The sequence below is a fragment of the Paraburkholderia sp. J67 genome (genome assembly GCF_905220265.1).
In the GTDB taxonomy this organism is placed as follows: Bacteria; Pseudomonadota; Gammaproteobacteria; order Burkholderiales; family Burkholderiaceae; genus Paraburkholderia.
Genome location: NZ_CAJMZK010000005.1, coordinates 18,694 through 42,813, shown reverse-complemented (window position 1 = coordinate 42,813; position 24,120 = coordinate 18,694). Strand labels below are relative to the sequence as shown.

Below are 24,120 nucleotides of genomic sequence, written 5' to 3'. Positions count from 1 at the left end.
GGAGCGCAGGCCATGAGAGGCATCGTTCGTGTGGGGGACGCAACCAGCCACGGCGGTCGGGTCGAGACCGGTAGCGGAGTCAGCGAAGTCATGGGACGCGCGGTCGCCCGATTGGGCGACCGCTGCATCTGCCCGATTCAGGGACATCAAAACTGCGTGATCGTCGAAGGAGATTCCGCTTTCATCGTCGACGGCCAGCCCGCTGCGTTCGATGGCCATAAGACCTCATGCGGCGCGACGCTGATCTCAAGCTTGTCGTCTTCCGGGCGGGAATGACTCAGCTTTTCCGTGAGCTTCGTTGCGGAGCCGATTCTGGCTACCCAGAGCGCGAACAATGAACGAATGTCTGGAACGACGTGTGATGTTGCGAGGCTTGCTGGGATTCGCTTCGCTTGTGCTGGCAACGCTGCTTGCGTCGACGCTCGCGGATGCTGACGAACTGAATGAACCTGGATCCGCGGTAGCCGGAAACGGTGCGCGCGGGCCCTTCGTCGCGCAGGTCGTGGGACTCGAATGGCTCAACCCGTTGCAACGCCGCGACTATCCAACCGAGTGGCAAGTGTTGTGGGCTCAAGGACTCGTGAGGCCCAACAGAAACGACGACATGGTGAGAACCGATACCAATGGTTTCTCGACGCTAAAATCTGTCGCGGGGATCGCTGACGGAAACGGCGGCAGTGAAATATTCAGTGGCTTTTACGAGAAGTACGTTGACAAGTTTCTCATCTTGTTCAGTGATCGTTATGCCTTGAACGGCAAATACTTCTACACCGTCCAGCCGAAAGACAAAAAACTGTGGCGGGAACTGGCCGGGATTCACGTCGAATTCGCGATTCCAGCTGGCCGTCTTGATCCTGTTGGCGCGCAAACCTATCTCCGCGATCGCATGAAGCTGTATTTCGAAATCGGCAGCAAGTCGTCGCCGGACCTTTGGAGCAAGGACACGCCGCCGGATGTACGCGTAGCGCCCGGAGGCCCCAACGCAGGCTTCACATCGCTGAACAACGCGCTGAGTTATCTGAAGTCAAACCCCGATAAAAGCGTCTGGGTGATGAACTGGGACGCCCCGAGCTTTCCGCCGAAAGACGGACAGATCAACGAGAACATGGTGCTTCTGATCCTCGCCGGACCCGACATGAAGACCGAACGTGCCCCGCTTGCGTGGATCGGCAAGGCGGCCACGGGAAACGTACAGGACTTTGAGGCGAAAGCTGCGACGGCGCGCGATTCGTGGAAGGCCACCATTGAGACTGCGGCGCACAACGCAAACGTACCCGCAACCAAAATAAACTACGTGATCCACGATGCGGGTAAAGACAGCGACGCTGCGTCATCACGTATCGGCTTGCTTGGCCAAACGCTGAGCGAAGCCCTCCCGGATTTCGACTTCCAGAAGCAGACGTTCAATACCCCGGGGCTGCTCGGCGAAATGGGCGCTGGCACGGCGCTCACCGATGTCGTGCTGGCGATTGGCCGGGCGAATCACCTGGGAGAAACCGTGTTAGTTGCGGGCACGACGGACGCTGAGCATCCAGTCGCCGTTGTGGTTACCCCCCCGGCCCAACCATTGCCAATCGATCCGAATGCAGACTGGTTCCGCGCACGCGGCGAAAACAACGCCTATCTGCCGTGGTGGGGACGCCGTTACGACACGAAGTACAACCAGCAAGGCTGGTCATGGTGATCGTCGACGGCTACCTGGCCGGAGCAGAGCCCTTAAACACAAAAAACACGCGCACGCAGACAACCGCCTCGCCCCAAACTCAAACATAGTCAACCTGGTGCCGGCTCACACGCACCCCCGCCAATTCATCCCGCACACGCAGATGCTCGGCATGCGTCCCATAGGCCTGCAACGCCTCGTGATCGTCAAACTCGGAATAGAGCACGACGTCACATGCATAGTCGATACGGCTAACGTCGATGCCTATCTCCAGCTTGCGCATTCCCGGAATCTTTCCGTTCAGGCCTTCGAACGCTTCCTTGATAAGCGTGGCCGCCGCGGTCTTTTGTTCGGGCGACTCCCCGCGAACGTTCCACATGACTATATGTTTGATCATGGTTCTACCTATGGTTTGTCGAATGATTCAGTAGCCTTGGTACGAAGCGCGGCCATTTGTTAGTTAGCAATGCGTATCTAAATGATCGTCTATTCAACAGCCGCCCCGCTGCCGTCCACCGGCGTCAGCACAAAGTCGAACGGCGAGCGCCAGACCGTGTTGCCATCGCTGGCGCGCTCGAACGGCGCGACCAGCGACGCCTTGACGCCAAATACCGCATCGGAGTTCAGGTACGTGTCGTCGCCCGCGAACGTGTGCGTCACGATCTTCTCGAAACCCGGCGCGGTCACGATGAAATGCATGTGCGCGGGCCGGTACGGATGCCGCCCGAGCGCGGCCAGCATCTTGCCCACGGGGCCGTCGTCCGGAATCGGGTACGACACCGGCTTGATGCCGATAAAGCGGTAACGCCCATCCTCGCCGGTCGTAAAGACGCCGCGGTTGTTCCATTTCGGCTGGATGCCGGGTTGCTGGACGTCGTAGAAGCCGTCCGGGTTGTCGGACCATACGTCGATTCGCGCACCGGCCACCGGATTGCCGTGGAGGTCGACCACACGCCCTTCGAACGCGCAAGTTTCGCCCTTGCCGTCTAGCGTGATGCTCGCATCCATTTCGCGCTCAGGCGCGTTGGCGACATGGAACGGCCCGAGCACGGTATTTTCGGTTGCACCAGCGGGACGGCGATGGTTGATCGCATCGACCAGCATCGACGCACCCAAGGTGTCGCTCAGGAGAATGAACTCCTGGCGCTCGTTGCCGCAGATCTGCCCGGTCTGGGTCAGGAAGCCGATGGCGGCCTCCCACTCTTCATGCGTGAGATGGACGTCCTTGATAAACGCGTGAAGGTGCTTCACGAGCGAAGCCATGACGGTCTGCAGACGCGGTTCGACGTCCGCGCCCATGCGCGCGTTGACGGCCTGGGCCGAGCCTGCTTCGGTAAAGAACTGGGACATGTTGCTGATTCCTTTGAATGAATGGACGCAAAGCTGGGCGTTACTGCGGCCGCGCACCTTCCCACGCGCGCTGTAGCAGTGCGCGGACGGCTTCACGCTCGACCGGGCGCGGATTCCAGTACGGATTTTTCACCGCGAGGTCCGCCGCCGCGTCGAGCTGCGACTCCTTTAGTCCGAGGTCTTTCAGGGCGAGCGGCGCCCCGAGCGAACTGGCGAAGTCGTAAAGCCCGCCACCGATCGAGTCGCCGAACAGATCCGCGAGCGGTTGCAGTTGCCGGGCGGCTGCGTGGGCGTTGTAGGCCGCCGAATGCGGCAGCACGATGGCGTGGGTTTCCGCGTGAGGCAGATCGAAGCTGCCGCCGAGCGTATGGCAGAGCTTGTGATGCAAGGACATGCCGACCGTGCCCAGCACCGAGCCACATAGCCACGAGCCGTAAAGCGCATCGGATCTGGCCGCGAGGTCGTCCGGGTGCGAGACGATCACGCGCAGCGCATCGCGCAACGCCCGCACGCCTTCGACGGCCATCAGCGACGTCACCGGATTCCGATCTCGTGCGTAGACGCCCTCCACTGCATGGGCGATCGCGTTCAAACCGCTCGTCACGCTCATGGCAACCGGCAGGCCGAGTGTGAGCGCCGGATCATAGATCACGACTTCGGGAAGGATTTTCGCGTCGCGGACGGTCGTCTTGATGCCGTTCTCGGTCTGGCCGAGGATCGGCGTGACCTCCGAGCCCGCATAGGTCGTCGCAACCACGATCTGCGGGGCGTCGTTGCGCCATGCAATCGCCTTGCCAAGCCCGATCGTCGATCCGCCGCCAAGCGCAATCAAGCAATCCGCGCGCGTCGCCTCGAAGGCGGCCATCGCCTTGAGCGTCACGGCAACCGGCGTATGCATGGCGGCTTCGCTGAAAACGCCCGCCGCTAGCGGACCGATCTGCGCGGCCAGTTTCTGCGCGTCGGCGTGCTGCGAGGGTGTCGAGAGTATCAACGCGCGTTTTGCGCCGAGCCGCGCGATTTCGCCAGCGACGGCTTCGAGGGTCCCGGAGCCGAACAGCACACGGCCCGGATTGATGTCGTAGGTGAAGCTTGCAGTCATGGACGGACTCCGTACTCAGGCGGTTTCACTCACTTCGCCAACGCGAAGATGGAGCTTCGCGACGACCTCGTCGAAACGCTCACGCAGCTGTTCCGCGCTCTTTGCAGTGGCCGCGACGTAAAAGTCCGGGCGCAGCACGACATAGGTTGCGTCGATGCCCGCGAGCCATCGCTGATACGTGCCTTCGCTATCCACTGCGTCGCACGATGTATCGGTCGTGCCCTGCGTGCCAATGCGCGCAGTCCGGCCTTCGAGCAGCGCCAGTCGCTCCAGCCGCTCGCGGCCCAGCGCCGCCGCCGGGTCGGCATCCAGACCGATCACAAACCAGCCGTGACCCACCGCCTGGTCGAAGCGGTCCCGCGTGCCGTTTGCCTCGACTACGCCCTGCACCGACAACTCGCCCGCGTGCGCCGATTCGTTGGACCAGGCACCGTGGCCCAGACTGCACACATCGGTCGGCACCGGCTGATGATGGCGGGCTTCGAGTTCGGCCTTCATCCTTACGTCACGCTCGGCGGCTTCCTTTTCGTCAGCAATGCAGATGATCTTGCCCAGCTCCTGGCTGAATTCGATGTAGTGCTTCGCATGTTCGAGACGCTCGCTCGTGTAGCTGTCGAGCACGGCGTCGGTGAGCCTGCCCTCGAGGATCGCGTTAAGACGCCAGCCCAGCGCGAACGCATCGCGCAGACCTGCACACATGCCCTCGCCCGCAAACGGCGGCATCAGATGCGCGGCATCGCCAGCGATCACGCAACGGCCACGGTTCCACGTTTTTGCCCAGCGCGCCTGAAAGCGATAGACGGCGCTGCGCTCCAGTTCGGCGTTGTCCGGCGTCATGCCCCACGGTTCGAGCAGCTCCCATGCGCGCGTGGGCGTCTGAAGTTCCTGCGCCGATTCGCCGGGCAGCACCATGAACTCCCAGCGGCGTCGGCCCGGGCCGCCCGGCACGATCGTCGTCGGACGCTTCGGGTCGCACAGTTGCCACTGCATGGGCTGCGCAACGTATTGCTCGCGCGGAATCAGGTCGAGAATCAGCCAGTCGAAGAAGTAGCCCCTGTCCTCATTCTCGATGCCGAGCGCTTCGCGCACGAAGCTGTTTGCTCCGTCGGCGCCCACTACGTACTTCGCGCGCAGCGGGCGGGTTTCGAGCGACGCGCCGTCCGCGCCAGCTTCCTGCGGATTACGCGTGAGCGACACCGTCACTCCCTCGGCATCCTGCACCAGCTCCGTGCCGTCCCAGCCGCGCAGTTGCGTGACGTTCGGCAGGCCATCGACGATATGGGTCAGGCGCGCTTCGAGATCCGGCTGATTGAACCAGTAACGCACGCGCCAGCCCGACGCGGACTGACTCTGCCAGTCGACGATTTGCAGATTCTCGCCCTGCACGTCTTTCCAGTAGTACAGCTCGTCGTGGTACGCAATGGCCGGATCGCGCTCCGAATCGATCCCGAGCGTCGCAAGGATGCGGGCGATTTCGTGGTCGTACGTCACCGCGCGCGGACGGCCATACGCCTGTGACCAACGCTCGACCAGCGTGACCCGCTTGCCACGCTGACCGAGCAGGATCGCGAGCAGCGTACCGACAGGACCGCCACCGATGATGGCGACATCGGCGTCAAAGGGGGTGTTTTCGCTCGAAGCTGTGGCATTCATGATCTGTCTCCTTGATTTCGTGATCGAGTGCGAAGCGCGTGGGTGGCTCGGCGGATGACTGCCGCCTCGTCCCGGGTCGGCCTGCTGACCTCGCTTGAAACAGAATGTAGATCAAAACTGAATGTTCGTCACATATGGTAAACACTCAATATCGGTCGATGATCATTATTTAATGGGGACGCAGCGTGTGGTGCGCCAGAGCGGGCTAGAATCCGGATTTGGGCAATATGATTCGTATTAGAATGGTCGTCATAAATGAATCCGGGTGGACTTCGATGAACGCATCGACCAAAGAGAACGAGCAGGAAGGACGCGTTGCGCGTCGTCAGCGGCGCAACCGTGAGGCGCTGATCAAGGCGGCTGGCACGATCATGGGCGACAAGGGGATCGACGCGGCGACGATGCTGGAAATCGCAGAGCTCGCCGACGTGGGCGCCGGGACGGTTTACAACTACTTCAAATCCAAGGACGAACTCGCCATCGCCGTCCTTGAAGAAATGATGCATGAGCTGGCGCTGCGCATCGAAAGGGCAACAGCTGGTCTGGCTGACCCGATGGAGGTCTACGCCTTCGGCATACGCACGGTGCTTGAGGCCGCAACGACCGATGCCCGCTGGAAAGAAATGTTGTATCGATCGGAGGTGATCGCCGACGCGCTGTTCCGGCGCATGGGCCCATTCGCGATTCGCGACCTGCGCAACGCCATCGGCGCGGGGGTTTTCAGCATGGCGGAGCCGGAACTCGTATGGCACCTGACGGCGCATGCCATCGTCGGCGCCAGTCTCGCCATTACGACGGACCGGCTTTCAGGCGGCCTCAAGGATGAAATCGTGGGCCGCCTGCTGTGCATGACCGGCATCGGCATCGATGCGGCCACGGAAATTGCCGCGCGTCCCCGGCCTGCGTCCGTTGTCATCTAGCGATTCGTCGGCCATCGCGCTACGGTAACAACGCCGCCATCGGCAACGCCGAAACGGCTTCGGAAAAGCAGTCGATCAGGTAGTCGCACGCGGCGGTATTCAAGGCATCTCGCCGCGAAATAACACCCACGACAACGCGCGGCAAGGGCTCCTCCACCGGCACGGCGACTACCCGCTCATTGAACCACGCCGATTCCAGAAAGCTCTTTGGGCAACACGAAAGCACATCGCTGTTTGCCGAGAGCGAGAAACTCGCACTGAACGAACTACATTCGATCACCACGCGCGGGGCGTCGGCGCCCATCTCCACGAAGTAATCCTGCACAACGCGGCCAATGCTTTCGGGCGTCGTATTCAACATCCAGTCGGCGCCGGAGAGTTCGAAGATGGATTTCGCGTTGGCGAGCGGATGCCCCTTGCGCGCCGAGATAATCAGTTCTGCTTCAAGAAGCGGCCGGAACTGGAATTCGGCTGAAATCTTCGCGTCATTGACGATGGCGATTGCGAAGTCGAGCGTGCCGTCGCGTACGCCCGCGGTGGCGTGGGTCAGGAAGCCTTCCTGAACCGAAAGCCGGGTTGTCGGCATGCGCTGCCGAAACATGCGCATCGCGCGCGGGAAGTATTTGAGCGAGATGAGCGGCGTGACCGCGCAAGACACCACTCCCCCTTCCATCCCCGAAAGCCGGCCGATGTCTTCCCGCGCGTGCTGCATCTCCGCAAGAATAAGTTTCGCGCGCGCGTAGATGGCGCGGCCGAATGGCGTGAGTTGCGCACCACGCGCGTTACGCGTGACGAGCGGCACACCCAGATCCTGCTCGAGCTCACGAATGGCCTTGGTAAGCGCGGGTTGCGACAGACAAACCGTTTTGGCCGCGGCTCTCAAACTGCCGTGCTCGGCAATCGCGACAAGCGCGCGTAGCTGATTGTGTTTCAAGGGTGGAGTCCCGCATCGAATATCGGAGGGCCGCAAGCCTTGGGGCCGGGCGCGTGCCTGCGGCGATGCTACATCGGACGAAATAGTGTCGCTATGGGGCGAAATCCCGATCGGTGCCGCTACGCGCGAACGCGATAACCCCGCGTTATCACAATAAGAAAAAGCAAATCGGCGGCGCTATTTTGTCTCTCTAGACTGATTCTGTCGTCATGAGCGCGTCATGCGCGCTTCTTATCTAAGCGACATCCCGACGAACGATTCACTCACGACAGGAATGCCGTTCATGAAGTCCCCCACTATGCGTAGCGCCCCGCTAGCTACCGCCGCATCCCGACCCGCCATTTCGACACGCAACCTGATCATCGCCACCACGATCGGCAATGCGTTCGAATTCTTCGACCTCACTGTCTACAGCTTCTTCGCCATACTGCTTGGCAAGCTCTTTTTTCCCCTGGCCTCCGCGCAGCAGCAACTCCTGCTTTCGGTCGGCACGTTCGGCGTAGGCTTCGTTGCGCGTCCGTTGGGTGGCGTCATGTTTGGCGTGATCGCCGACCGCTACGGTCGTATTACCGCGATGAACCTCACGCTGCTGGCGATGGCGCTGGGCACCGGCCTGATTGGCTTGACGCCAACCTATGCGCACATCGGCATTGCAGCGCCGATCGTGATTTTGATTGCGCGACTGCTGCAAGGCTTTTCGGCAGGCGGTGAAGTGGGCGTCGCCACCACGCTGCTGGCCGAGCGCGCCAGCGCCAGCCGGCGCGGCTTCATTACGAGCTGGCAATTTGCGAGCCAGGGCGCCGCCGCGCTTGCGGGCTCGCTCGTGGGCTTCCTGCTTTCGCATTTTCTCGATCGGGGTTCACTCGAAAGCTGGGGCTGGCGCCTGCCGTTTCTGGCGGGCATCCTGATCGCGCCGCTCGGCCTCTATTTGCGTTCGCGCATCGGCGATGATGCACACGAGCTGCCCGAACCCGCGCAAGGCTCGCACGGCTTGCTCAAAACGGTTTTCACGCGTGACGGCAGGCAACTCCTGTTCGCGTTGATGCTGGTGATCGGCGGTACGTCGGCGCACTTCATCGTGCTCTATTACATGTCGACCTATGCGATCAAGTATCTGCATCTACCGATGGATACCGCCATGTGGAGCGGCGTGCTCGCGGGCGCTGTGATGCTGGTGATGTCGCCCATCGGCGGGATGTGGTCGGATCGTTACGGACGCAAACGTGTGACCTTTGTGTCGCGTGTTCTGCTTACCGTGCTGATCTTGCCCGGCTTTCTGGTCATCACGCATCAGCCTTCGATCCTCACTTTCAATCTTGTCGTTTGCGTGCTCGCCGCCCTGCATTCGATCAATGCGGGCGCCACCGGGCCGCTCTTGCCCGAACTGTTTCCACGTAGCACCCGCGCAACAGGACTTTCGCTTTCCTACGCGGCGGGCGTGTCGATATTTGGCGGATTCGCGCAGTTCATCGTGACCTGGCTGATCGGCATCACCGGCGACCCAACCGCGCCGGCCTGGTACGTGATCGTGTGCGGCGCGCTCTCGCTTGTGCCACTGGCCTTCGTTGCCGAACGCGCCCGCGAAGCTATCTGATCTTTCGCGCTTTTGCTTCACCCTAAGTTCCATCGGACGGATCACCATGTACGACATTTACACACAAGATTCCACCACCTCGATCGATTCGTTATGCGAATCATCTGCGACGACCTTGATCGAACTTCAACGCAAGCGCGAAGTGAGCGCACTCGAGATTCTCGACGCCCATCTCGATCGCATAGCGGCGGTCAACCCGAAGGTCAATGCGCTCGTGACCATCGGCGACACGGACGAGTTGCGCGCCCGCGCCCGCAGTATTGACTCGCGATGGGCGCGCGGCGAATGGCAAGGCGTGCTGCATGGCCTGCCGGTCTCGCAAAAGGATTTGACCGCGACGCGCGGCGTGCGCACGACGTTCGGTTCGAAAGCGTTCGAGCAGCACGTACCCACCCATAGCGCCCTGATCGCACGGCGTTGCGACGCTGCCGGGGCGCTGATGATCGGCAAATCGAACACGCCGGAGTTCGGCGCGGGTTCGCACACGTTCAACGATGTATTCGGTGTGACCCGCAATCCCTGGGATCTCAGCAAGTCCGCCGGCGGCAGCAGCGGCGGCGCGGCCGCCTCGCTCGCCAGTGGGATGAATCCGCTTGCCTGTGGCAGCGACATGGGCGGCTCGCTGCGCAATCCCGCCGCCTGGAACGGCGTCGTGGGCCTGCGGCCATCGCCCGGCCGCGTGCCGCGCGCACCCGATCTCAACGGCTGGGCCACGCTAGGCGTAGACGGCCCGATGGCCCGCAACGTCGCCGATACCGCCCTGCTGCTCAGCGCGATCGCCGGCCCGAGCGGCGAAGTCGCCACTGAACTCGGCGAACCGGGAGCGCTATTCGCACAGCCCCTGGAGCGCGATTTCCGAGGGGTGCGGGTGGCGTTCTCGTCCAACCTGTGCAACTTGCCGGTGGACCCCGAGATCCAGCGCACGGTGCAGGCTCAGGTTGCCCTGTTCGAAGCGATCGGCTGCGAAGTCGTTTTCGCTGATCCCGACCTGGCCGACGCGGAAGACATCTTCAGAATGGAACGGGCGTGGATGATCGGCACCCTCTTCCAGCAACTGGATGCCGATCAGCAATCGCTCCTCAAGCCTGAAATCGTGGAGGAGTGTCGATTGCACCAGTCGATGAGCGCCGCTGATCTGGGCCAGATGTTCGTGCGCAAGACGGCGCTGTTCCAGCGCATGCGAACCTTCATGGACCAGCACCCGTTTTACGTACTACCGGCCACGCAGATGCATCCGTTCGACGCCATGCTGCGCTGGCCGGCGTCGTTCATGGGCGAGCAGTACACCACGTACATCGACTGGATGCGTATCTGCTGGTATCTCTCAGCGACGGAATCGCCGGTGCTCGCCGTGCCGTGCGGCTTCAGCGCTTCGGGGCTGCCTATTGGGATGCAGATTGCCGGCCGCTATCGCGACGACTGGGGCGTGCTGCAACTCGGCCATGCCTACGAGCAGGCGGCAGCGCATAGCTTGCGGCGACCGCCCGTGCTCAACACGTAGTGCCTGCATTTCGCGCGACGCCCTGATCGCGCGTTTCCCTCACTTTTCCTCCCGGGCGGCAACCTGACTGCCGCCTGGTGGTTGGCGCGCCCGCGTCGCGTGGTGCGTCATTGTTCGTGCAATTTCAAACTGACCGTCAAAACCTATGAAAAAAGCGCTTCTCGCCATTTGCGCCGCGGCTCTTGCACCCACATGCGCACATGCACAAAGTTCCGTCACCTTGTACGGCATCATCGACGAGGGTCTAAGCTATTTCAGCAATGCCGCCACGACCAATGCCAGCGGTGGCGTTTCCGGCCACAGCGCGGTGCGTTTATTAAGCGGCGTCATGCAGCAGAGCCGCTGGGGGCTGCGAGGCTCAGAGGATCTGGGCGGCGGTTTCAAAACGATATTCGTACTCGAAAACGGCTTTGACGCGAGCACGGGAAAGTTGGGCCAAGGTGGACTGTTGTTCGGCAAAAAGGCTTTCGTGGGCATGACCACGCCCTATGGAACGATGACGCTCGGACGCCAATATGACACGAACGTCGACATGGTCGGCACGATGGAAGCAGGCGGCCAGTGGGGAGGCTATATGGCAGCGCATCCCGGCGACCTCGACAACATCAATAACACCAACTCGACCAATAACGCGATCAAGTTCACCAGCGCCACGTATGCGGGTTTGACGGTCGCAGGCATGTTCAGCCCCGGCGGCGTAGCCGGTAACTTCGCGCGCAATCGCATCTGGTCGGTATCGGCGGGCTATGCGAGTGGTGCACTCACATTGGCCGCGGGCTATCTCGACGTACAGAACCCCAACACCGCCTTCTTCGGCAGTGGCGGCAGCCCCGCCGCCGTGGTCAATGGCGTACCTGGCAACAATATGGCGTCGCCGGTCTATTCGGGTTACGCATCCGCGAAATCGATGAGTGTGCTCGACGCAGCGGCTGCCTATACGATCGGTTCCGCGACCGCAGGGGTCGTTTATTCGAACACACGGTTTCGCGATCTCGGCGATCTTTCGTCGGGCTCCGATCCGCGCGGTCTGAGCGGAACGGCAATCTTCAACAACATCGAAGTGAATTTCCGCTATCAGCTGACCCCGGCTTTCCTGTTGGGCGCTGCATACGATTACACGCACGGCAATTCGATGGGCGGAAGTGGCGGAGCCACCTATAATCAGTTCGCCACGGGCGCGGATTATTTGCTTTCCAAACGTACCGATGTCTACGTGATCGGCGTCTATCAGAAAGCGTCGGGCGTGGATTCGACTGGCAAGGCGGCCGTAGCGGCTATCAACGGCCCCTCGGCATCGGCCGATGACAAGCAAGCGGTCATTCGAATCGGCATTCGTCACAAGTTCTGAGACGACCAGTGCGAAAATGCCCGGCGTGAAGCAGTCGTTCCCATGACTGTTTCATGCCGGGTCGAGAATCGGGACTTTTTCAGTTAAAGCGCGATCGTGACCGTCTTTTCGCGCAGATACGCTTCCAGCGCACGACGCGATAGATCATGGCCCAGTCCGCTATCTTTATGACCGCCCCAGGCGAGACGCGGGTCCAACGGACTCCAGCAATTCACCGCAACCGCGCCGACGTCGATCTGTCGTGCGAGCCGGTGTGCACGCGAGACATCGCGTGTCCACAATGACGCCGACAGTGCGTATCGCGTCGAGTTTGCGATGCGCACGGCTTCGTCTTCGTCATCGAAAGCGAGGATGACCCCCACCGGGCCGAAAATCTCTTCTTGCGCGAGCGTACTATTCGGGTCGTCGTGCGCGAATAGCGTTGGGCAGACAAAGTTGCCGCGATCGGGCATGACGCGCCCGCCGGCGATCATTCTTGCCCCTTCGCTTTTGCCTCGTTCGATATAGCTATCGACACGCGCCTTATGGCGCGCATTGATGAGCGCCCCCATTTGCGTGTCCGCGTGAAGCGGGTCGCCCACGCGAATCGCGTTCGTTGCCGCCGCCAATGCTTCCGATATCGCCTCGCTAATCGAGCGGTGCACGAGTATGCGTGAACCTGCCGCGCAGGTTTGCCCTTGATTCGCGTACAGGCCCATCATCAAGCCGCCGACGGCCTGCTCGATGTCAGCGTCCGCCATGACGATCTGCGCAGCCTTGCCACCCAGTTCAAGCGTGAGCGGCTTGAAACTCCCTGCAAGGTCGCGGGCAATGGCGCGACCCACCTCGGTGCTGCCGGTGAAACTCACTTTCGCGACGTCCGGGTGAGCAACGAGTGCGCGCCCCGCCGTCGGTCCAATACCGTGGAGAAGATTCACGACACCTGGCGGAATACCAGCTTCTGCAATCAGTCGCATCAAGTGCGACAGCGCGACGGGCGCGTCCTCCGAGGGTTTGATCACGACCGTACAGCCCGCCGCAAGCGCAGGCGCCAACTTCCACGCGCAGATCATCAGCGGCGCGTTCCAGGGGATCACCTGGGCGACCACGCCAATCGGCTCCAGCTCGGTATAGTTGACCGTCATGCGGCCCATGCTGCCCGCCGTCGGGACCGTGCGACCTTCGAGTTTGTCCGCCCAACCCGCGAAATAGCGCAAGGTGTCGACGGTCATGGGGACGTCCATCATGCGCATTTCGATGGATGCACGACCTTGCTCGCGCGCCAGCAGATTGACCAGTACTTCCGCGTCGCGTTCGACGAGATCTGCGAGACGCTGAAGACATTGACCACGACGCACCGCACCGATATCGCGCCAGCTCGTTTTAAAAGCACGTTGAGCCGATGCAACGGCCGCATCCACATCGTCTTGTCCAGACGCCGCTACGACCGCTAGTTCCAGCGATGTTGCTGGCTCGAGCTTGATAAAGGTTTCCCGGCTGATTGCGGGTTGGAAAGCGCCGTCGATAAAGTTATCGAGCCGATACGTCATAAGCCGTCTCCTGAATATTGAACATAAAACCGCTTCAGGAGGGCATGGTAGGCATTTCAGAAAAATCACGATCTGGCCATTTGCGCCAGTGTGTTGATAAAGTACGCCAATCGGCCGATGAGTTTTTAATTGCCGAGTCTTTTAACCCCGACTCCATTGGCGCTTCGCACGCCACAGAACCGTGGCATCCGTATAGCCGACCGCATGGGCAATTTCCGAATTGGTCATCCCTTCGCGTTCACCCAACACGGTGACACTCCGTTGCCGCTCTTCGCGAATAATCTCTCGCACCGATGTTCCGGCATCGGCTAGATGCCGTTGCAAAGTGCGATTCGACAAGCCGAGATCGCGTGCAATATCGCTAATGACGAGTTTCTCCCGGGCGAGCCGTCGCATCACCAGATCGCGGACCTGATCGACGAGACCATTCGGCGTCGCCTCGCGAGAAATGAGATCCGTGGCGTGGCGCTCCATCAGGCTCGCGAGTTTCGTATCGGCACTGGTGAGTGGCAGATTCAGATCGTGTGAATGCAACACGACGCCGTTCACCGGTTGCCGAAATCTGACCGGCACGCGAAACATTCGAAGATACGGTTTGATATCGGCCGGCGCGGCATGCTCAAAGTGAATTTCAACGGGGACCCATTGCGCGCCGCACACCAGGCGAATCATGTGACACATGGAACTCACCGTGTATTCCGCATCTTGCCGACGCGGCCAGATATCTGAACTCGCAATGCGATAGCGCCACATTGGCCACTCGCCATCCCGCGAGAGATCGACGAGCGCCGCACTCTGCCAGGACTCGAACGTCTCGCTGAATCGCCGGATCGCGACGCCGAGTTTCGATGAGGAGGTGAAAATCAGGCCGGCGGGACCGAGTTCGGAAAGCGGTGTTTCCCTGCCTAGCCTCAGCCCGATCCAGGGATCGTCAAGCAGTTGCGAGGCCAGCTCGAAGGCCTCGACATAACGCCTGAGCGGGACGATTTCATAAGGATCGGCAAGCTGACGCCGGCTAAGGCCGAATTCCGCAAGCAGCGCGTTGCAATCGAGTCCACCCGCATCCAGTGCTCGCACAATTGGGCCCATTACGGCGCCCCGAATCATCGGAAAGCTGGTATTTCGATGGGCTGAGTTCATGTTCGTCTCCGGTCAAGCGATGCACATCGGCCGCATCGCAATTTGGCGCACTCTATCTTTACTTTTGCGCATTCGGCAAGCGAACAAAATCTTTTGAAATCGGCCAGGGCACACCCATTCGCGATTACCGGGTTGACTGCTCCGATTACTCCGAAAATCGTTCAATCCGATAAGGTGACGGATCGATAATGGGCGTATTTCCCGCCACCAGGTCCGCTGCGAGATGCCCGGCCGCCGGCGCGGTGCCAAAGCCATGACCCGAGAAACCCGTTGCGATCGTCAAGCCCGGCAAGCTCGATACGGGGCCAATCGCGGGCAAGGAATCGGGCGTGATGTCCATAGCGCCCGCCCACACTTCCTCGACGACTGCGTTCTCGAAGATGGGCCACGCAGCGGCCAGATTTCGCATGGCCTCTGCATTGATACCCTCATTGACTGGGGGATCCATGGTTCGCACTCGCTCGAACGGCGATATGTCATTGCCTTTCCAACGACGAGGCAAAGCCAGATCGCGTGCGAATTCCTTCCCCAACGACAGCCGCAACGCCTGCTTCTGATGTTTCAGTGCAGGTAGATATCGCCGTCCGATTAACAAGTGGTCGAGGAGTAAAGGCGCGCCCAAAGCAGCTCGATGGGTAATGGTGAAGCCGCCATCGAGTCGCTTTCGAAACGAGAAATCCGGCCCACCGACCGCAATTTCAGTCGGGCCCGTCATCGGCGCAGTACGAATCGCGTAACAGATGAGCGGCAAGGTCGGCAATGAAACGCCTAGATTCCCCAGGAACCGGCGCGACCAAAGGCCGCCCGTCAGCAGCACCTGATCGCAGCGGATTTCTCCTCGTTCAGTGATCACACCGCTGACCTTCCCACCGGAGCGCGTGAGCGTACGCACGGCGCACTGTTCGACGATGATCGCCCCACGACGCATGGCGGCAGCCGCAATCGCACTGGAAGCCAACGTCGGTTCCGCGCGTCCGTCCGATGGCGTGTGGATGCCGCCGGCCCACGCACCTCGCCCGCCTGGGACGGTGGAATCGATCTGGTGCTTCGTCAACAATCGGGAGTCGAGTTCCAGATGGCCAACGGACTTCGTCCAGCCCTCGTGCATCGCCATCTCGGCTTCGGTGGCGGCGACATACATGATCCCGGCTTGCCGGTAGCCGACATCGACGCCCACGCGCGCGGGCATGGCCGCCCACAAGCGATCGGCTGCCAGCGACATCGGTACGTCGAGCGCGGCGCGCCCCATCTTGCGCACCCAGCCGAGATTGCGCGAGGACTGCTCCCCCGCGATACGCCCCTTCTCCAGGACCACCACCTGGATGCCCTGCTCGGCCAAAGTGAGCGCTGCCGACAGGCCGACAATGCCGCCGCCGATCACCACGACGGTCGTGCTGGAAGGAAAATCCGTCGACGTATCGACGGGTTGGATTCTGGGGGCCACGGGCTAATCCTCAAGCAATACGCGCAACGACTGACACAACGGCCAGTCGCCGCAAATGTTTACAGTGAAACGGTGCGTCGTTCAATGTCGGCGCTCGATGCGCCACGGAAAGCCGTCACTTCGATTTCGACCTTATAAACCGTCGAACCCAGTGGCGGACAGGTGACCGTACTGGCTGGGTCGATGCCGCGAAACTTCTCGCCGACCTTCGTCATGACGGCGTGCGTGTCGGCGGGATCCTGGATAAAGACGCGGGATGCCACCACATCGGCCAGCGTCGCACCTACCGCAGCCAGTGCACCTTCGATATTGGCAAAGACCTGTGCGGTCTGTTCGATCACGTCGTCGGGGATCGTCTGTGTCTGCGGATTTCGTCCAGCGGTATTCGACACATAAATCCAGTTGTCGACGCACACGAGGCGCGAATAGCTGCCGATTTCCTCGAACTTCGAGCCCGTCTTGATCTTCACTACCTTGGTCATACCCTCTCCCTAAAACGGCGGGAACGGAAGATAAAAGCACGCGTTGCCTTTTCCACCGCGCCCGCGTCAGCCATTCAGTTAGCGCAATACGGGCACGTCCCACAGATTCAGCTTGACGCCGATCCCGCGTTCGACCGCATTCCGATAAACCACCGTGCCCCAGGCCACATCCTCTACCGGCATGCCGCCGACCGACATAATGATGATTTCCTCGTCATTCAGCCGGCCGTTCGATTCGCCCGCGACGATTTTTCCCAGGTCCTCAAGCTGTTCCTTCGCCATCTTGCCTTCGGCAATCATGTCCATGAAACGCACGCCAATCACCGGTACATGTGTATGCGCGGGCTTGGGCAGTTCATCGAACCAGGCCTCGTAGAGGCCGGTGTTATCGACCACCTTGCGCACGTCCGGCTTCTCCATGTCGTCGTCGATATTGCAGGAAGCCGGCATCACAAGGAACGTCCCGGGCTTGACCCACTCGCGTTTGACGAGCGGATATTGCGAGGGATCGCCTGTCGCGCCGGAACTGCAATAGGTGACGATGTCGGAATCACGAACCACCGCCTCGACCGTGTCCACGATCGTGACCGTGGTGATCTGCGGGAAAGTTTGCGCGAGCCAGCTCTGGAAGCTGTCCAGACTCGCCTGGCCTCGCGCCTTGATTTTCACAGTGTCGATCTTCGGGCAAACCGCCATCAACGCCATCAACGTGGTCTTGGCCATCACGCCGGGGCCGACGATGCCCACGACGCGCGAATCCTTGCGGGCAAGATGACGCGCACCGACGCCAGGAATCGCACCGGTGCGATAGGCCGAAAGCAGATTTGCCGACATGTAGGCAAGCGGCGCGGCGGTGTCGGCATCGTTCAACACGAAGGTGAGGATCGAGCGCGGCAAGCCCTTTTCCCGGTTCTCGATGTTCGAGCCATACCACTTCATGCCCGCCGTACGGAAACGCCCGCCGAGGTAAGCCGGCATCGCCATGAAGCGGCGATCAGCGGTAGGTTTCGGCATATCGGGGAACGGCGAGTTTTCAGGGAAAAATACCGCGGCGCCGTGCGAGTCGTTGTTTGCGCCGGCCATCCGGTAATCGCCGTGATACAGAAGGCCAAACATCTCCTCCATGGTGTCGACGCACGCCGGCATGTCGGTCACACCCGCGGCAATCATGTCCTGCTCGGACAGGTAAATGAAGTCGATATTCGTGTCTCGTTTCATTTTAGGAATACTTAGCTTGATGAATGGGGTTGTTCGGTCACGGTGCGCTTAAAAGCGCTTTCACCACACGAACTGGCTGGTTTCGACATCCGCTCCCGAACGTGGGATCGGGTTGTGATCGGTTGGGCATTTTCAGTATCGGCCACACGCACCGCCAGGAACCATCACGCGATGCGCCATAAACTCGATAAATTGCGCCATTCGTGCTTCGCGAACGATGCCGGGAATACCTCTGATCAATCGCCCAAGATATCAGCCGCGCAAATTTACCTTATCTATTTTCATCAATTTGCCGGATTGCCAAGGTGTCGATATGCTGCCGCAATACCGCCCCCGTGGGCTCTCAGCAAACGTCATCCCCATCCGGTGCAATCATGCAAGCCAACACGTTCAAAGTCCGCGTCGATAGTATTCGTGACGAAGCTCACGGCATTCGTTCGTTCCGCATCACCCGAGTGGACGGTCAGCCATTCGACAATTACGAAGCGGGCGCGCACATCGACGTGACGGCGCCCTCGGGCATCACCCGTCAGTATTCGCTGTGTAGCGATCCGGCACTCAGCGACTTCCAGCTTTTCGCGGTCAAACGGGAGCCGGAGTCACGCGGAGGGTCGCGCTCGCTGCACGACGACGTGGCTATTGGATCTGAACTGGTGGTCGGGCAGCCGCGTAACTTGTTCCGCCTCGTTGACGACGCTCGCGCGCACGTGCTGATCGGCGCGGGCATCGGCATCACACCGCTACTCTCGATGGCCTATCAGCTGGCGGCTAACGGCAAGCCGTTCGTGCTGCATTACTTCGCGCGCAGCGAAGCCCATGCCGCGTTCCTTCCCGCACTCTCGCAGGAGCCGTTCGCGGCAAATGTCCAGTTTCACTATGGTCTTGGCAGCGACGATCTGGCGGCTGCGCTTCGAGGCTGTCTTGCTGACACTGCCAGCGGCACCCATGTATACACCTGTGGCCCCGCGCCCTTCATGGATGCCGTGGTCGCCGTTGGCGAAGCCACGCCGACAATCGCCGAAGTTCACCTCGAACGCTTCAGCGCCGATCCAGCCGCAATGGATACGGGCGCCGCGCTCGACGAATTCGACGTGAAAATCTCAGGCAGCGGCCAGGTCGTTCACGTCAGCAAAGGTGAAACGATTGTCAGTGCACTCGCCACCATCGGCATAGAAATCGATACGTCGTGCGGCGAAGGCGTGTGCGGCACCTGCATGGTGGATGTGGTCGAAGGCGATCCCGAGCATCGGGATCATTGCCTGAGCAAAGCCGAACGGGCGAGCAACAAGGTTATTTGCTGCTGCGTTTCCCGGTCGCGCTCCCCGCTGCTCGTGCTGGACGTTTGACGGATTTGACGGCGGTCTTTTTGGCGGCGCTGCTGTGGGCGCCGGCCGGCCCGGCGAAGCGACGCATGATGTTGCCGAGCAGGTCGCGCATCCACGCAATGCCTTCGTCTTCGTGAAAATGCTCGTGCCAGTGCATCGTCACCGCCGCTGACGGTATCTGCACCGGCAGTTCGAATATCTCAAACCCGCCGCCTCGTGCAAGCAGTTCGGCCAGGCGGCGCGGCAAGGTCGCGATCAGGTCGGTCACCGCAAGCACACCTGGGAGTGCTACGAAGTGCGGCACTTCCAGGCCGATGTTGCGGGCAACGCCCTTGGAGCGCAACGCGTCGTCGAGCGCGTGATGGCTATGCTCGACCGAACGGATCAGCACGTGCGTGCCTTCGACAAATTCTGAAAGTGTCAGTGTGTCGCTTCTCGCCACGTCGGGCCGACGTCGGCGCACGCAGACGTATCCCTCCTCGAATAGCACCTGATGGCGCGTGCGCGACGTGAGTTCCGGCAGGTTGCCGATAGCGAAATCGAGCTTGCGGGAGCGCAGCGCCTCTTCGATCTGCCCAACCGGCAGCGGCTCGATGCAAATCTTGATGCGTGGCGCGAGACGCTTCACCTCCTCGCATATCGACGGCAAATAGGCCATCTCCCCAGCGTCGGACAACGACAGCCTGAACGCGCGCGTGCTCACCGTGGGATCGAAACGCTCCGCATACCTTAGCGCTTCGCGAACCGTGTCGAGTGCGCGCGCAACGATCACGGCCAGTTCCTGCGAAATCGGCGTGGGCTCCATGCCGTGCCGGCTCCTGACGAACAAAGGGTCGTCGAACAACGCACGCAAACGCGCCAGCGAATAACTCATGGCGGGCTGGGAGAGTTCGAGACGCTCACCCGCCTTCGTCAAGCTCTTCTCTTCAACGATCGCCAGGAAAACGCGCAGCAGATTCAGGTCCACGCCTTCGAGCGTTTGCATGTGATATCCATCCGATTTATGTCTCGACTAATTTTAGATCAATTTGACGCATGAAGCGAGCGCAACGACACTTCCAGTACGCACTCGAATTCACCGCGAATCACGCATACAACCCCGCATTTACCTCGATACCCTCACGATCATGAGCGAAACCTGGCAAAGCATTGACACGAGCTCGCTGCGCGGCCTCGCCAAGGCCGACCGCATCGCGCCGTCTCTCTACTACGATCCGGCGCTGTTCGAAGCCGAACTCGAACGCATCTTCTACAAGACGTGGATCTGGGTGGCGCACGAAAGCGAGCTGCCCAATCCTGGCGACTTCCGCACCACCACCATTGGCCGTCAGCCAGTGATCGTCGTGCGCGACAAGACCGGCGCCATCAACGTGCTGCAAAACCGCTGCCGCCATCGTGGCGCGACGGTGTGCGAAGAGCACAAGGGCAACGCGAAAGGCTTTACGTGCCCCTATCACAGCTGGTCCTATGCGCTGGACGGCACGCTGCGCGCGCTGCCTTATGGCGACGGCTACGAGGGCGTCTGCGAAAAGGGCGATCTGCCGCTGGAAAAGCTGCGCGTCGGTGTCTATCAAGGCCTGATTTTCGCTAGCTTCAATGCGGAAATCGAACCGCTCGAAGACTTCCTCGGTGGAGCCAAGCCGTGGATCGATCTGTTCATGAAGCAAGGCGCGGGTTATCCGGTCAAGGCGAACGGCGAACACAAATTCCGCTTCAAGGGCAACTGGAAGATCCAGCTTGAAAACACAACCGATCTGTATCACTTCCCGGTCGTGCACAAGTCGTGGCTCAAGTCGATCGACGAAGAAACCACGAAGGTCATCACGAGCTTCATGACCAGCGATGAAGCCTTCTGCCGCTCGCTCGGCAACGGCCACAGCCTCGCGGTCCTCGTGCCCGAACTCGTCGATCTCGACGAAGACGACGGCGCACCGCTGCCCGAACGCTTCGACGCCCTCGCCGCCACGCTTTCGGAGAAGCATTCGCCCGAGGAAGTGCGTCGCATCGTGCGTTCGCTCATGGGCGTGGGGTTCAACCTCAACCTGTTCCCGAATCTCGCGCTGTCGATGGCCTTCTTCCGCGTTCTGCGGCCGATTTCCGCCGACGAAACCGAGATTCGCCACGTCGCACTCGGCATGGATGGCGGCCCGGAAGAAGCGAATCGTGTGCGCCTGCGCATCCACGAACATTTTCAGGGTCCATTCGGATTTGGTAGTCCTGATGATGCAGAGGCATGGGAGCGCGTACAACGTGGCTCACATGCAGGCCCGAACACGCCGATTCTCGTCAACCGCGGCCTGAATCGCGAAACGACGGCGCCGAACGGCGAAAAAACCGCGCACTCCACCGACGAAACCGGCATGCGTGAAGCTTATGCGCAATGGCGCAAGATGATGGAGGCATGATGGACGATCGCAACAAGCTGATGTCGCAGGATACGTTTTCACGCGCGGTACGCTTCATCTGGCGCGAGGCCGAAATGCTCGACCGCCGCGACTATCACGAGTGGCTCCAGTTGTGGGACCCCGAAGGCTTTTACGTCGTGCCCATCGATCCGGCCACGACGGATTTCGCCGCGACGCTGAACTATGCCTATGACGACCAGGAGATGCGCGAGAAGCGCGTGGAGCGCATGACCTCGGGCTACTCCGCTTCCGCCTCGGATGCGGCTCGCACGGTTCGCACCGTGTCGCGCTTTACGTTGGCAAGCGATGAAGCGAATCTGGTCGAAGTGCAATCGGCGCAGATCATCGTGGCCTATAAGCGCTCCCTGCCGACGATTTTCGCTGCCGACCTCACGCATCGGATTCGCTTCGAAGGCGACGAGCCACGTCTCGTACAAAAGGTGATCCGGTTGATCGACTCGACCGACGCCCTGAACGCCATCGGCTTCCTGCTCTAACCCTACAATGGCCCCGGTATCGCACCGGGGCCATCTCACTTCTGGTTGATTCCATGCCCACACTTGAGGTGTATTTGCCCGCAGGCCGCGAAGAAGCGCGCAAAGCGGCGCTGATCGAGCAACTCACGCAGGCCACGGTCGATGCAATCGGCGCACCGGCGGAATCGGTACGTATTCTGTTGAGCGAGTTGCCTGCCAGTGACTATGGCATTGGCGGGCGGGCGGCGTCAGAAGGCGCGCCTGCTTCGTTGCCCGTCATCATCGCTATTCTGATTGCGGGTCGCACCGACGAGCAGAAACGCGCGCTCATCCACGCACTTTCCAAAACGAGCGCCGCCATTCTTGAAACACCCGTGAATGCCACGCGCGTCATGATCAAGGATATTCCGAATACCGACTTCGGTCTTGGCGGCAAGACAGCGAAATCGCTCGGCCGTTAGCGTGATCGTTCAAGGTCGCGGATGCGTTAGCTCGCCGATATCCCATCGGCGAGTGGCAACCAGAATCGGCATTCAAGGCCGCCCCCTTCGACTGGAAACGCACGAATCTCGCCGCCATGCCTTTCGACGATGCTTTTGCACAGCGACAAGCCAATGCCGTTGCCGGTCTCCTTCGACGAGGAAAAGCCGTCGAACAGGCGCTCGTGCCCTTGTGCGATGCCGGGCCCGTTGTCGCGCACAAATACAAGCGCCCGACCTTCATGCCGGCTCGCACCGATGACCAACTGCTTTTGCGGCCCCGGCCCCGAGGACAGCGCATCAATGGCGTTGAACGCGAGGTTCAGCACGACCTGCCCGATCAACACGCGCTCGCATTCGACCCACAGCGGCCCATCGCTGGATTCGACATGAACACTCACGCCCGCGTCGCGCGCACGCACCTGCACGAACCAGGCGGCCTCGGAAAGGATCGCGCACAGATCCGCGACTGCAATGTTCGGGTCGCGCCGCGCGACATATTCCCGAACGCTCTTGATGATCGTTGCCGCGTGCTCGGCCTGCCGGTCCGCCGCGCGCAAACCCCAGATCGCCGATTCGAGCGGCGCCGCTTGAGAGAGCCTCTGAATCGCGCCTTCCACGAAGTTCCTGATGGCCGCCACCGGCTGACTCAATTCGTGCGCGATGGCCATCGCCATTTCGCCCATCGCGTTGTAGCGCCCCGCGTACTCGAGCATGCGCGCTTCTTCACGGCGTGCCGCTTCGGTTCGCACGAGGTCGGTAACGTCGCGAAAGTGAATCAGCACGCCGCACAAATCCTCTTCGCGCTCGATGCGCCTGCACGTGATGCGCAGCCAGTGCTCGCCGTCGACGCTGCGATAACGGCTCGGGCTGGACGGGCCGTCGGTAGGCGCATGCGCGAGTTGTTGCAGAAGCCGCGGCGCTTCTTCGCTGGCCGTGTGATTCACGATGGCGCCGGGCGCGTCGTGCGCTGCAAGACCCAGCAGACGCCTCCCGGACTCGCTGATGTACTGGATTTCAGCGGCGTCATTGAGCAGCGCCACGCCTTCGCTGAGATCCTGCATGAATTCGCGCAGCCGCGCTTCGTGCGCACGCAACTTGCGTTTGATGCCCTCTTCGGCGCTGATGTCGCGAAACTGAACCATCACGACATCGCGCTCTTGCAGATGGACCGTGGTGGCGATGGCTTCGGAAAGCATGTCGATGCCGGCGCGCGAGCGATAGCACCATTCGTAGACCTGCGGACCCTCTGTTGCCGAGCGGTTCATCGCCGCAATCGCCAAAGCCCGATCGTATTTGGGCTCCGGTCGTGTCATGTCGACGGCCTTTAGCGGAATCAATTCGTCCACGCTGAAGCCCAGTGCTTCGCAGGCGGCGCGGTTCGCCCAAACAATGGCCTTGCTTTGCGCATCGTGCAGCAGCACGCAAAGGGTCAATGCATCGAGCAAGCGATGGAAGTCGGATTCTGCCAGGGACGTCATGTGCAAAGTTCTCTCGAATCAGCCGGATTTCGGCCTGAATTTGGCCCGATGGCGTCCCTGGAACGATATCACTGGCGGA

Annotated in this window: 22 protein-coding genes; 10 read left to right on the top strand and 12 right to left on the bottom strand. The window is 61.0% G+C overall.

Annotated features, from left to right (window positions below):
• Positions 1-12 precede the first annotated feature (12 nt).
• A complete protein-coding gene (locus U5782_RS11890) occupies positions 13-276 on the top strand; it encodes a PAAR domain-containing protein (protein WP_042298657.1) in 264 nt (87 codons plus the stop codon).
• Between the two features lie 58 nt (positions 277-334).
• Positions 335-1,684 (top strand): virulence factor, encoded by a 1,350-nt coding sequence (locus U5782_RS11885; protein WP_322044015.1) that lies wholly within the window; start codon positions 335-337, stop codon positions 1,682-1,684.
• A gap of 79 nt (positions 1,685-1,763) precedes the next feature.
• Here U5782_RS11885 and U5782_RS11880 read toward each other — a convergent pair whose 3' ends face one another.
• From U5782_RS11880 to U5782_RS11865, 4 genes are all read right to left on the bottom strand, one after another.
• Positions 1,764-2,060, bottom strand: a complete 297-nt coding sequence (locus tag U5782_RS11880; RefSeq protein ID WP_322044014.1) for a Dabb family protein — start codon at positions 2,058-2,060, stop codon at positions 1,764-1,766.
• Positions 2,061-2,149: 89 nt separating this feature from the next.
• The gene (locus U5782_RS11875) at positions 2,150-3,013 is read right to left on the bottom strand and encodes an intradiol ring-cleavage dioxygenase (protein WP_322044013.1); all 864 of its coding nucleotides are present in this window, start codon (positions 3,011-3,013) and stop codon (positions 2,150-2,152) included.
• Between the two features lie 40 nt (positions 3,014-3,053).
• Positions 3,054-4,112 (bottom strand): maleylacetate reductase, encoded by a 1,059-nt coding sequence (locus tag U5782_RS11870; protein WP_322044012.1) that lies wholly within the window; start codon positions 4,110-4,112, stop codon positions 3,054-3,056.
• Between the two features lie 15 nt (positions 4,113-4,127).
• The gene (locus U5782_RS11865; protein WP_322044011.1) at positions 4,128-5,765 is read right to left on the bottom strand and encodes a bifunctional 3-(3-hydroxy-phenyl)propionate/3-hydroxycinnamic acid hydroxylase; all 1,638 of its coding nucleotides are present in this window, start codon (positions 5,763-5,765) and stop codon (positions 4,128-4,130) included.
• A 275-nt stretch (positions 5,766-6,040) separates the two neighbouring features.
• On the opposite strand from U5782_RS11865, the gene U5782_RS11860 reads away from it, so the two are divergent.
• Positions 6,041-6,685: a helix-turn-helix domain-containing protein gene (locus U5782_RS11860; protein WP_322044010.1), complete on the top strand. Its 645-nt coding sequence runs from the start codon at positions 6,041-6,043 to the stop codon at positions 6,683-6,685.
• Positions 6,686-6,704: 19 nt separating this feature from the next.
• On the opposite strand, the gene U5782_RS11855 is transcribed toward U5782_RS11860, so the two are convergent.
• A complete protein-coding gene (locus tag U5782_RS11855) occupies positions 6,705-7,619 on the bottom strand; it encodes a LysR substrate-binding domain-containing protein (RefSeq protein ID WP_322044009.1) in 915 nt (304 codons plus the stop codon).
• A 283-nt stretch (positions 7,620-7,902) separates the two neighbouring features.
• Here U5782_RS11855 and U5782_RS11850 point away from each other — a divergent pair, with 283 nt between their 5' ends.
• The 3 genes from U5782_RS11850 (at position 7,903) to U5782_RS11840 (ending at position 12,062) form a co-directional block, all read left to right on the top strand.
• On the top strand, positions 7,903-9,213 hold the full coding sequence (locus U5782_RS11850; RefSeq protein WP_322044008.1) for an MFS transporter: 1,311 nt from the start codon (positions 7,903-7,905) through the stop codon (positions 9,211-9,213).
• Between the two features lie 46 nt (positions 9,214-9,259).
• Complete coding sequence (locus U5782_RS11845; RefSeq protein WP_322044007.1) at positions 9,260-10,714, top strand: amidase; 1,455 nt, start codon at positions 9,260-9,262, stop codon at positions 10,712-10,714.
• 145 nt (positions 10,715-10,859) lie between these two features.
• Positions 10,860-12,062: a porin gene (locus tag U5782_RS11840; RefSeq protein WP_322044006.1), complete on the top strand. Its 1,203-nt coding sequence runs from the start codon at positions 10,860-10,862 to the stop codon at positions 12,060-12,062.
• An 83-nt stretch (positions 12,063-12,145) separates the two neighbouring features.
• Here the strand turns inward: U5782_RS11840 and U5782_RS11835 are convergent, their stop codons facing one another.
• The 5 genes from U5782_RS11835 to U5782_RS11815 all read right to left on the bottom strand — a co-directional run bounded on the left by U5782_RS11835 (position 12,146) and on the right by U5782_RS11815 (position 17,875).
• Positions 12,146-13,591, bottom strand: a complete 1,446-nt coding sequence (locus U5782_RS11835; protein ID WP_322044005.1) for an aldehyde dehydrogenase family protein — start codon at positions 13,589-13,591, stop codon at positions 12,146-12,148.
• Between the two features lie 141 nt (positions 13,592-13,732).
• Complete coding sequence (locus U5782_RS11830; protein ID WP_322044004.1) at positions 13,733-14,731, bottom strand: AraC family transcriptional regulator; 999 nt, start codon at positions 14,729-14,731, stop codon at positions 13,733-13,735.
• A gap of 145 nt (positions 14,732-14,876) precedes the next feature.
• The gene (locus tag U5782_RS11825) at positions 14,877-16,175 is read right to left on the bottom strand and encodes an FAD-binding oxidoreductase (protein ID WP_322044003.1); all 1,299 of its coding nucleotides are present in this window, start codon (positions 16,173-16,175) and stop codon (positions 14,877-14,879) included.
• Positions 16,176-16,234: 59 nt separating this feature from the next.
• On the bottom strand, positions 16,235-16,657 hold the full coding sequence (locus U5782_RS11820) for a RidA family protein (RefSeq protein ID WP_322044002.1): 423 nt from the start codon (positions 16,655-16,657) through the stop codon (positions 16,235-16,237).
• A 78-nt stretch (positions 16,658-16,735) separates the two neighbouring features.
• The gene (locus U5782_RS11815; RefSeq protein WP_322044001.1) at positions 16,736-17,875 is read right to left on the bottom strand and encodes a tyramine oxidase subunit B; all 1,140 of its coding nucleotides are present in this window, start codon (positions 17,873-17,875) and stop codon (positions 16,736-16,738) included.
• Between the two features lie 374 nt (positions 17,876-18,249).
• On the opposite strand from U5782_RS11815, the gene U5782_RS11810 reads away from it, so the two are divergent.
• Complete coding sequence (locus U5782_RS11810) at positions 18,250-19,221, top strand: PDR/VanB family oxidoreductase (protein WP_322044000.1); 972 nt, start codon at positions 18,250-18,252, stop codon at positions 19,219-19,221.
• On the opposite strand, the gene U5782_RS11805 is transcribed toward U5782_RS11810, so the two are convergent.
• Positions 19,166-20,185 carry a LysR family transcriptional regulator gene (locus tag U5782_RS11805; protein WP_322043999.1) on the bottom strand — a complete coding sequence of 340 codons (1,020 nt, stop codon included), beginning with the start codon at positions 20,183-20,185 and terminating at the stop codon, positions 19,166-19,168. The genes U5782_RS11810 and U5782_RS11805 overlap by 56 nt on opposite strands.
• 142 nt (positions 20,186-20,327) lie before the next feature.
• On the opposite strand from U5782_RS11805, the gene U5782_RS11800 reads away from it, so the two are divergent.
• The 3 genes from U5782_RS11800 to U5782_RS11790 are packed head-to-tail and all read left to right on the top strand — an operon-like array spanning position 20,328 to position 22,542.
• The gene (locus U5782_RS11800; RefSeq protein WP_322043998.1) at positions 20,328-21,605 is read left to right on the top strand and encodes an aromatic ring-hydroxylating dioxygenase subunit alpha; all 1,278 of its coding nucleotides are present in this window, start codon (positions 20,328-20,330) and stop codon (positions 21,603-21,605) included.
• Positions 21,602-22,102, top strand: a complete 501-nt coding sequence (locus tag U5782_RS11795) for an aromatic-ring-hydroxylating dioxygenase subunit beta (protein WP_322043997.1) — start codon at positions 21,602-21,604, stop codon at positions 22,100-22,102. The genes U5782_RS11800 and U5782_RS11795 overlap by 4 nt, the downstream gene beginning before the upstream one ends.
• 53 nt (positions 22,103-22,155) lie before the next feature.
• The gene (locus U5782_RS11790; protein ID WP_322043996.1) at positions 22,156-22,542 is read left to right on the top strand and encodes a tautomerase family protein; all 387 of its coding nucleotides are present in this window, start codon (positions 22,156-22,158) and stop codon (positions 22,540-22,542) included.
• Between the two features lie 26 nt (positions 22,543-22,568).
• Here the strand turns inward: U5782_RS11790 and U5782_RS11785 are convergent, their stop codons facing one another.
• A complete protein-coding gene (locus tag U5782_RS11785; RefSeq protein ID WP_322043995.1) occupies positions 22,569-24,041 on the bottom strand; it encodes an ATP-binding protein in 1,473 nt (490 codons plus the stop codon).
• Positions 24,042-24,120: the final 79 nt, after the last annotated feature.

What these genes read in the sequence shown, in the direction of transcription:
- U5782_RS11890 (WP_042298657.1), top strand. Translation starts at nt 13, where the DNA reads ATGAGAGGCATCGTTCGTGTGGGGGACGCAACCAGCCACGGCGGTCGG.
- U5782_RS11885 (WP_322044015.1), top strand. Translation starts at nt 335, where the DNA reads ATGAACGAATGTCTGGAACGACGTGTGATGTTGCGAGGCTTGCTGGGA.
- U5782_RS11880 (WP_322044014.1), bottom strand. Translation starts at nt 2,060, where the DNA reads ATGATCAAACATATAGTCATGTGGAACGTTCGCGGGGAGTCGCCCGAA.
- U5782_RS11875 (WP_322044013.1), bottom strand. Translation starts at nt 3,013, where the DNA reads ATGTCCCAGTTCTTTACCGAAGCAGGCTCGGCCCAGGCCGTCAACGCG.
- U5782_RS11870 (WP_322044012.1), bottom strand. Translation starts at nt 4,112, where the DNA reads ATGACTGCAAGCTTCACCTACGACATCAATCCGGGCCGTGTGCTGTTC.
- U5782_RS11865 (WP_322044011.1), bottom strand. Translation starts at nt 5,765, where the DNA reads ATGAATGCCACAGCTTCGAGCGAAAACACCCCCTTTGACGCCGATGTC.
- U5782_RS11860 (WP_322044010.1), top strand. Translation starts at nt 6,041, where the DNA reads ATGAACGCATCGACCAAAGAGAACGAGCAGGAAGGACGCGTTGCGCGT.
- U5782_RS11850 (WP_322044008.1), top strand. Translation starts at nt 7,903, where the DNA reads ATGAAGTCCCCCACTATGCGTAGCGCCCCGCTAGCTACCGCCGCATCC.
- U5782_RS11845 (WP_322044007.1), top strand. Translation starts at nt 9,260, where the DNA reads ATGTACGACATTTACACACAAGATTCCACCACCTCGATCGATTCGTTA.
- U5782_RS11840 (WP_322044006.1), top strand. Translation starts at nt 10,860, where the DNA reads ATGAAAAAAGCGCTTCTCGCCATTTGCGCCGCGGCTCTTGCACCCACA.
- U5782_RS11835 (WP_322044005.1), bottom strand. Translation starts at nt 13,591, where the DNA reads ATGACGTATCGGCTCGATAACTTTATCGACGGCGCTTTCCAACCCGCA.
- U5782_RS11830 (WP_322044004.1), bottom strand. Translation starts at nt 14,731, where the DNA reads ATGAACTCAGCCCATCGAAATACCAGCTTTCCGATGATTCGGGGCGCC.
- U5782_RS11820 (WP_322044002.1), bottom strand. Translation starts at nt 16,657, where the DNA reads ATGACCAAGGTAGTGAAGATCAAGACGGGCTCGAAGTTCGAGGAAATC.
- U5782_RS11815 (WP_322044001.1), bottom strand. Translation starts at nt 17,875, where the DNA reads ATGAAACGAGACACGAATATCGACTTCATTTACCTGTCCGAGCAGGAC.
- U5782_RS11810 (WP_322044000.1), top strand. Translation starts at nt 18,250, where the DNA reads ATGCAAGCCAACACGTTCAAAGTCCGCGTCGATAGTATTCGTGACGAA.
- U5782_RS11805 (WP_322043999.1), bottom strand. Translation starts at nt 20,185, where the DNA reads ATGCAAACGCTCGAAGGCGTGGACCTGAATCTGCTGCGCGTTTTCCTG.
- U5782_RS11800 (WP_322043998.1), top strand. Translation starts at nt 20,328, where the DNA reads ATGAGCGAAACCTGGCAAAGCATTGACACGAGCTCGCTGCGCGGCCTC.
- U5782_RS11795 (WP_322043997.1), top strand. Translation starts at nt 21,602, where the DNA reads ATGATGGACGATCGCAACAAGCTGATGTCGCAGGATACGTTTTCACGC.
- U5782_RS11790 (WP_322043996.1), top strand. Translation starts at nt 22,156, where the DNA reads ATGCCCACACTTGAGGTGTATTTGCCCGCAGGCCGCGAAGAAGCGCGC.
- U5782_RS11785 (WP_322043995.1), bottom strand. Translation starts at nt 24,041, where the DNA reads ATGACGTCCCTGGCAGAATCCGACTTCCATCGCTTGCTCGATGCATTG.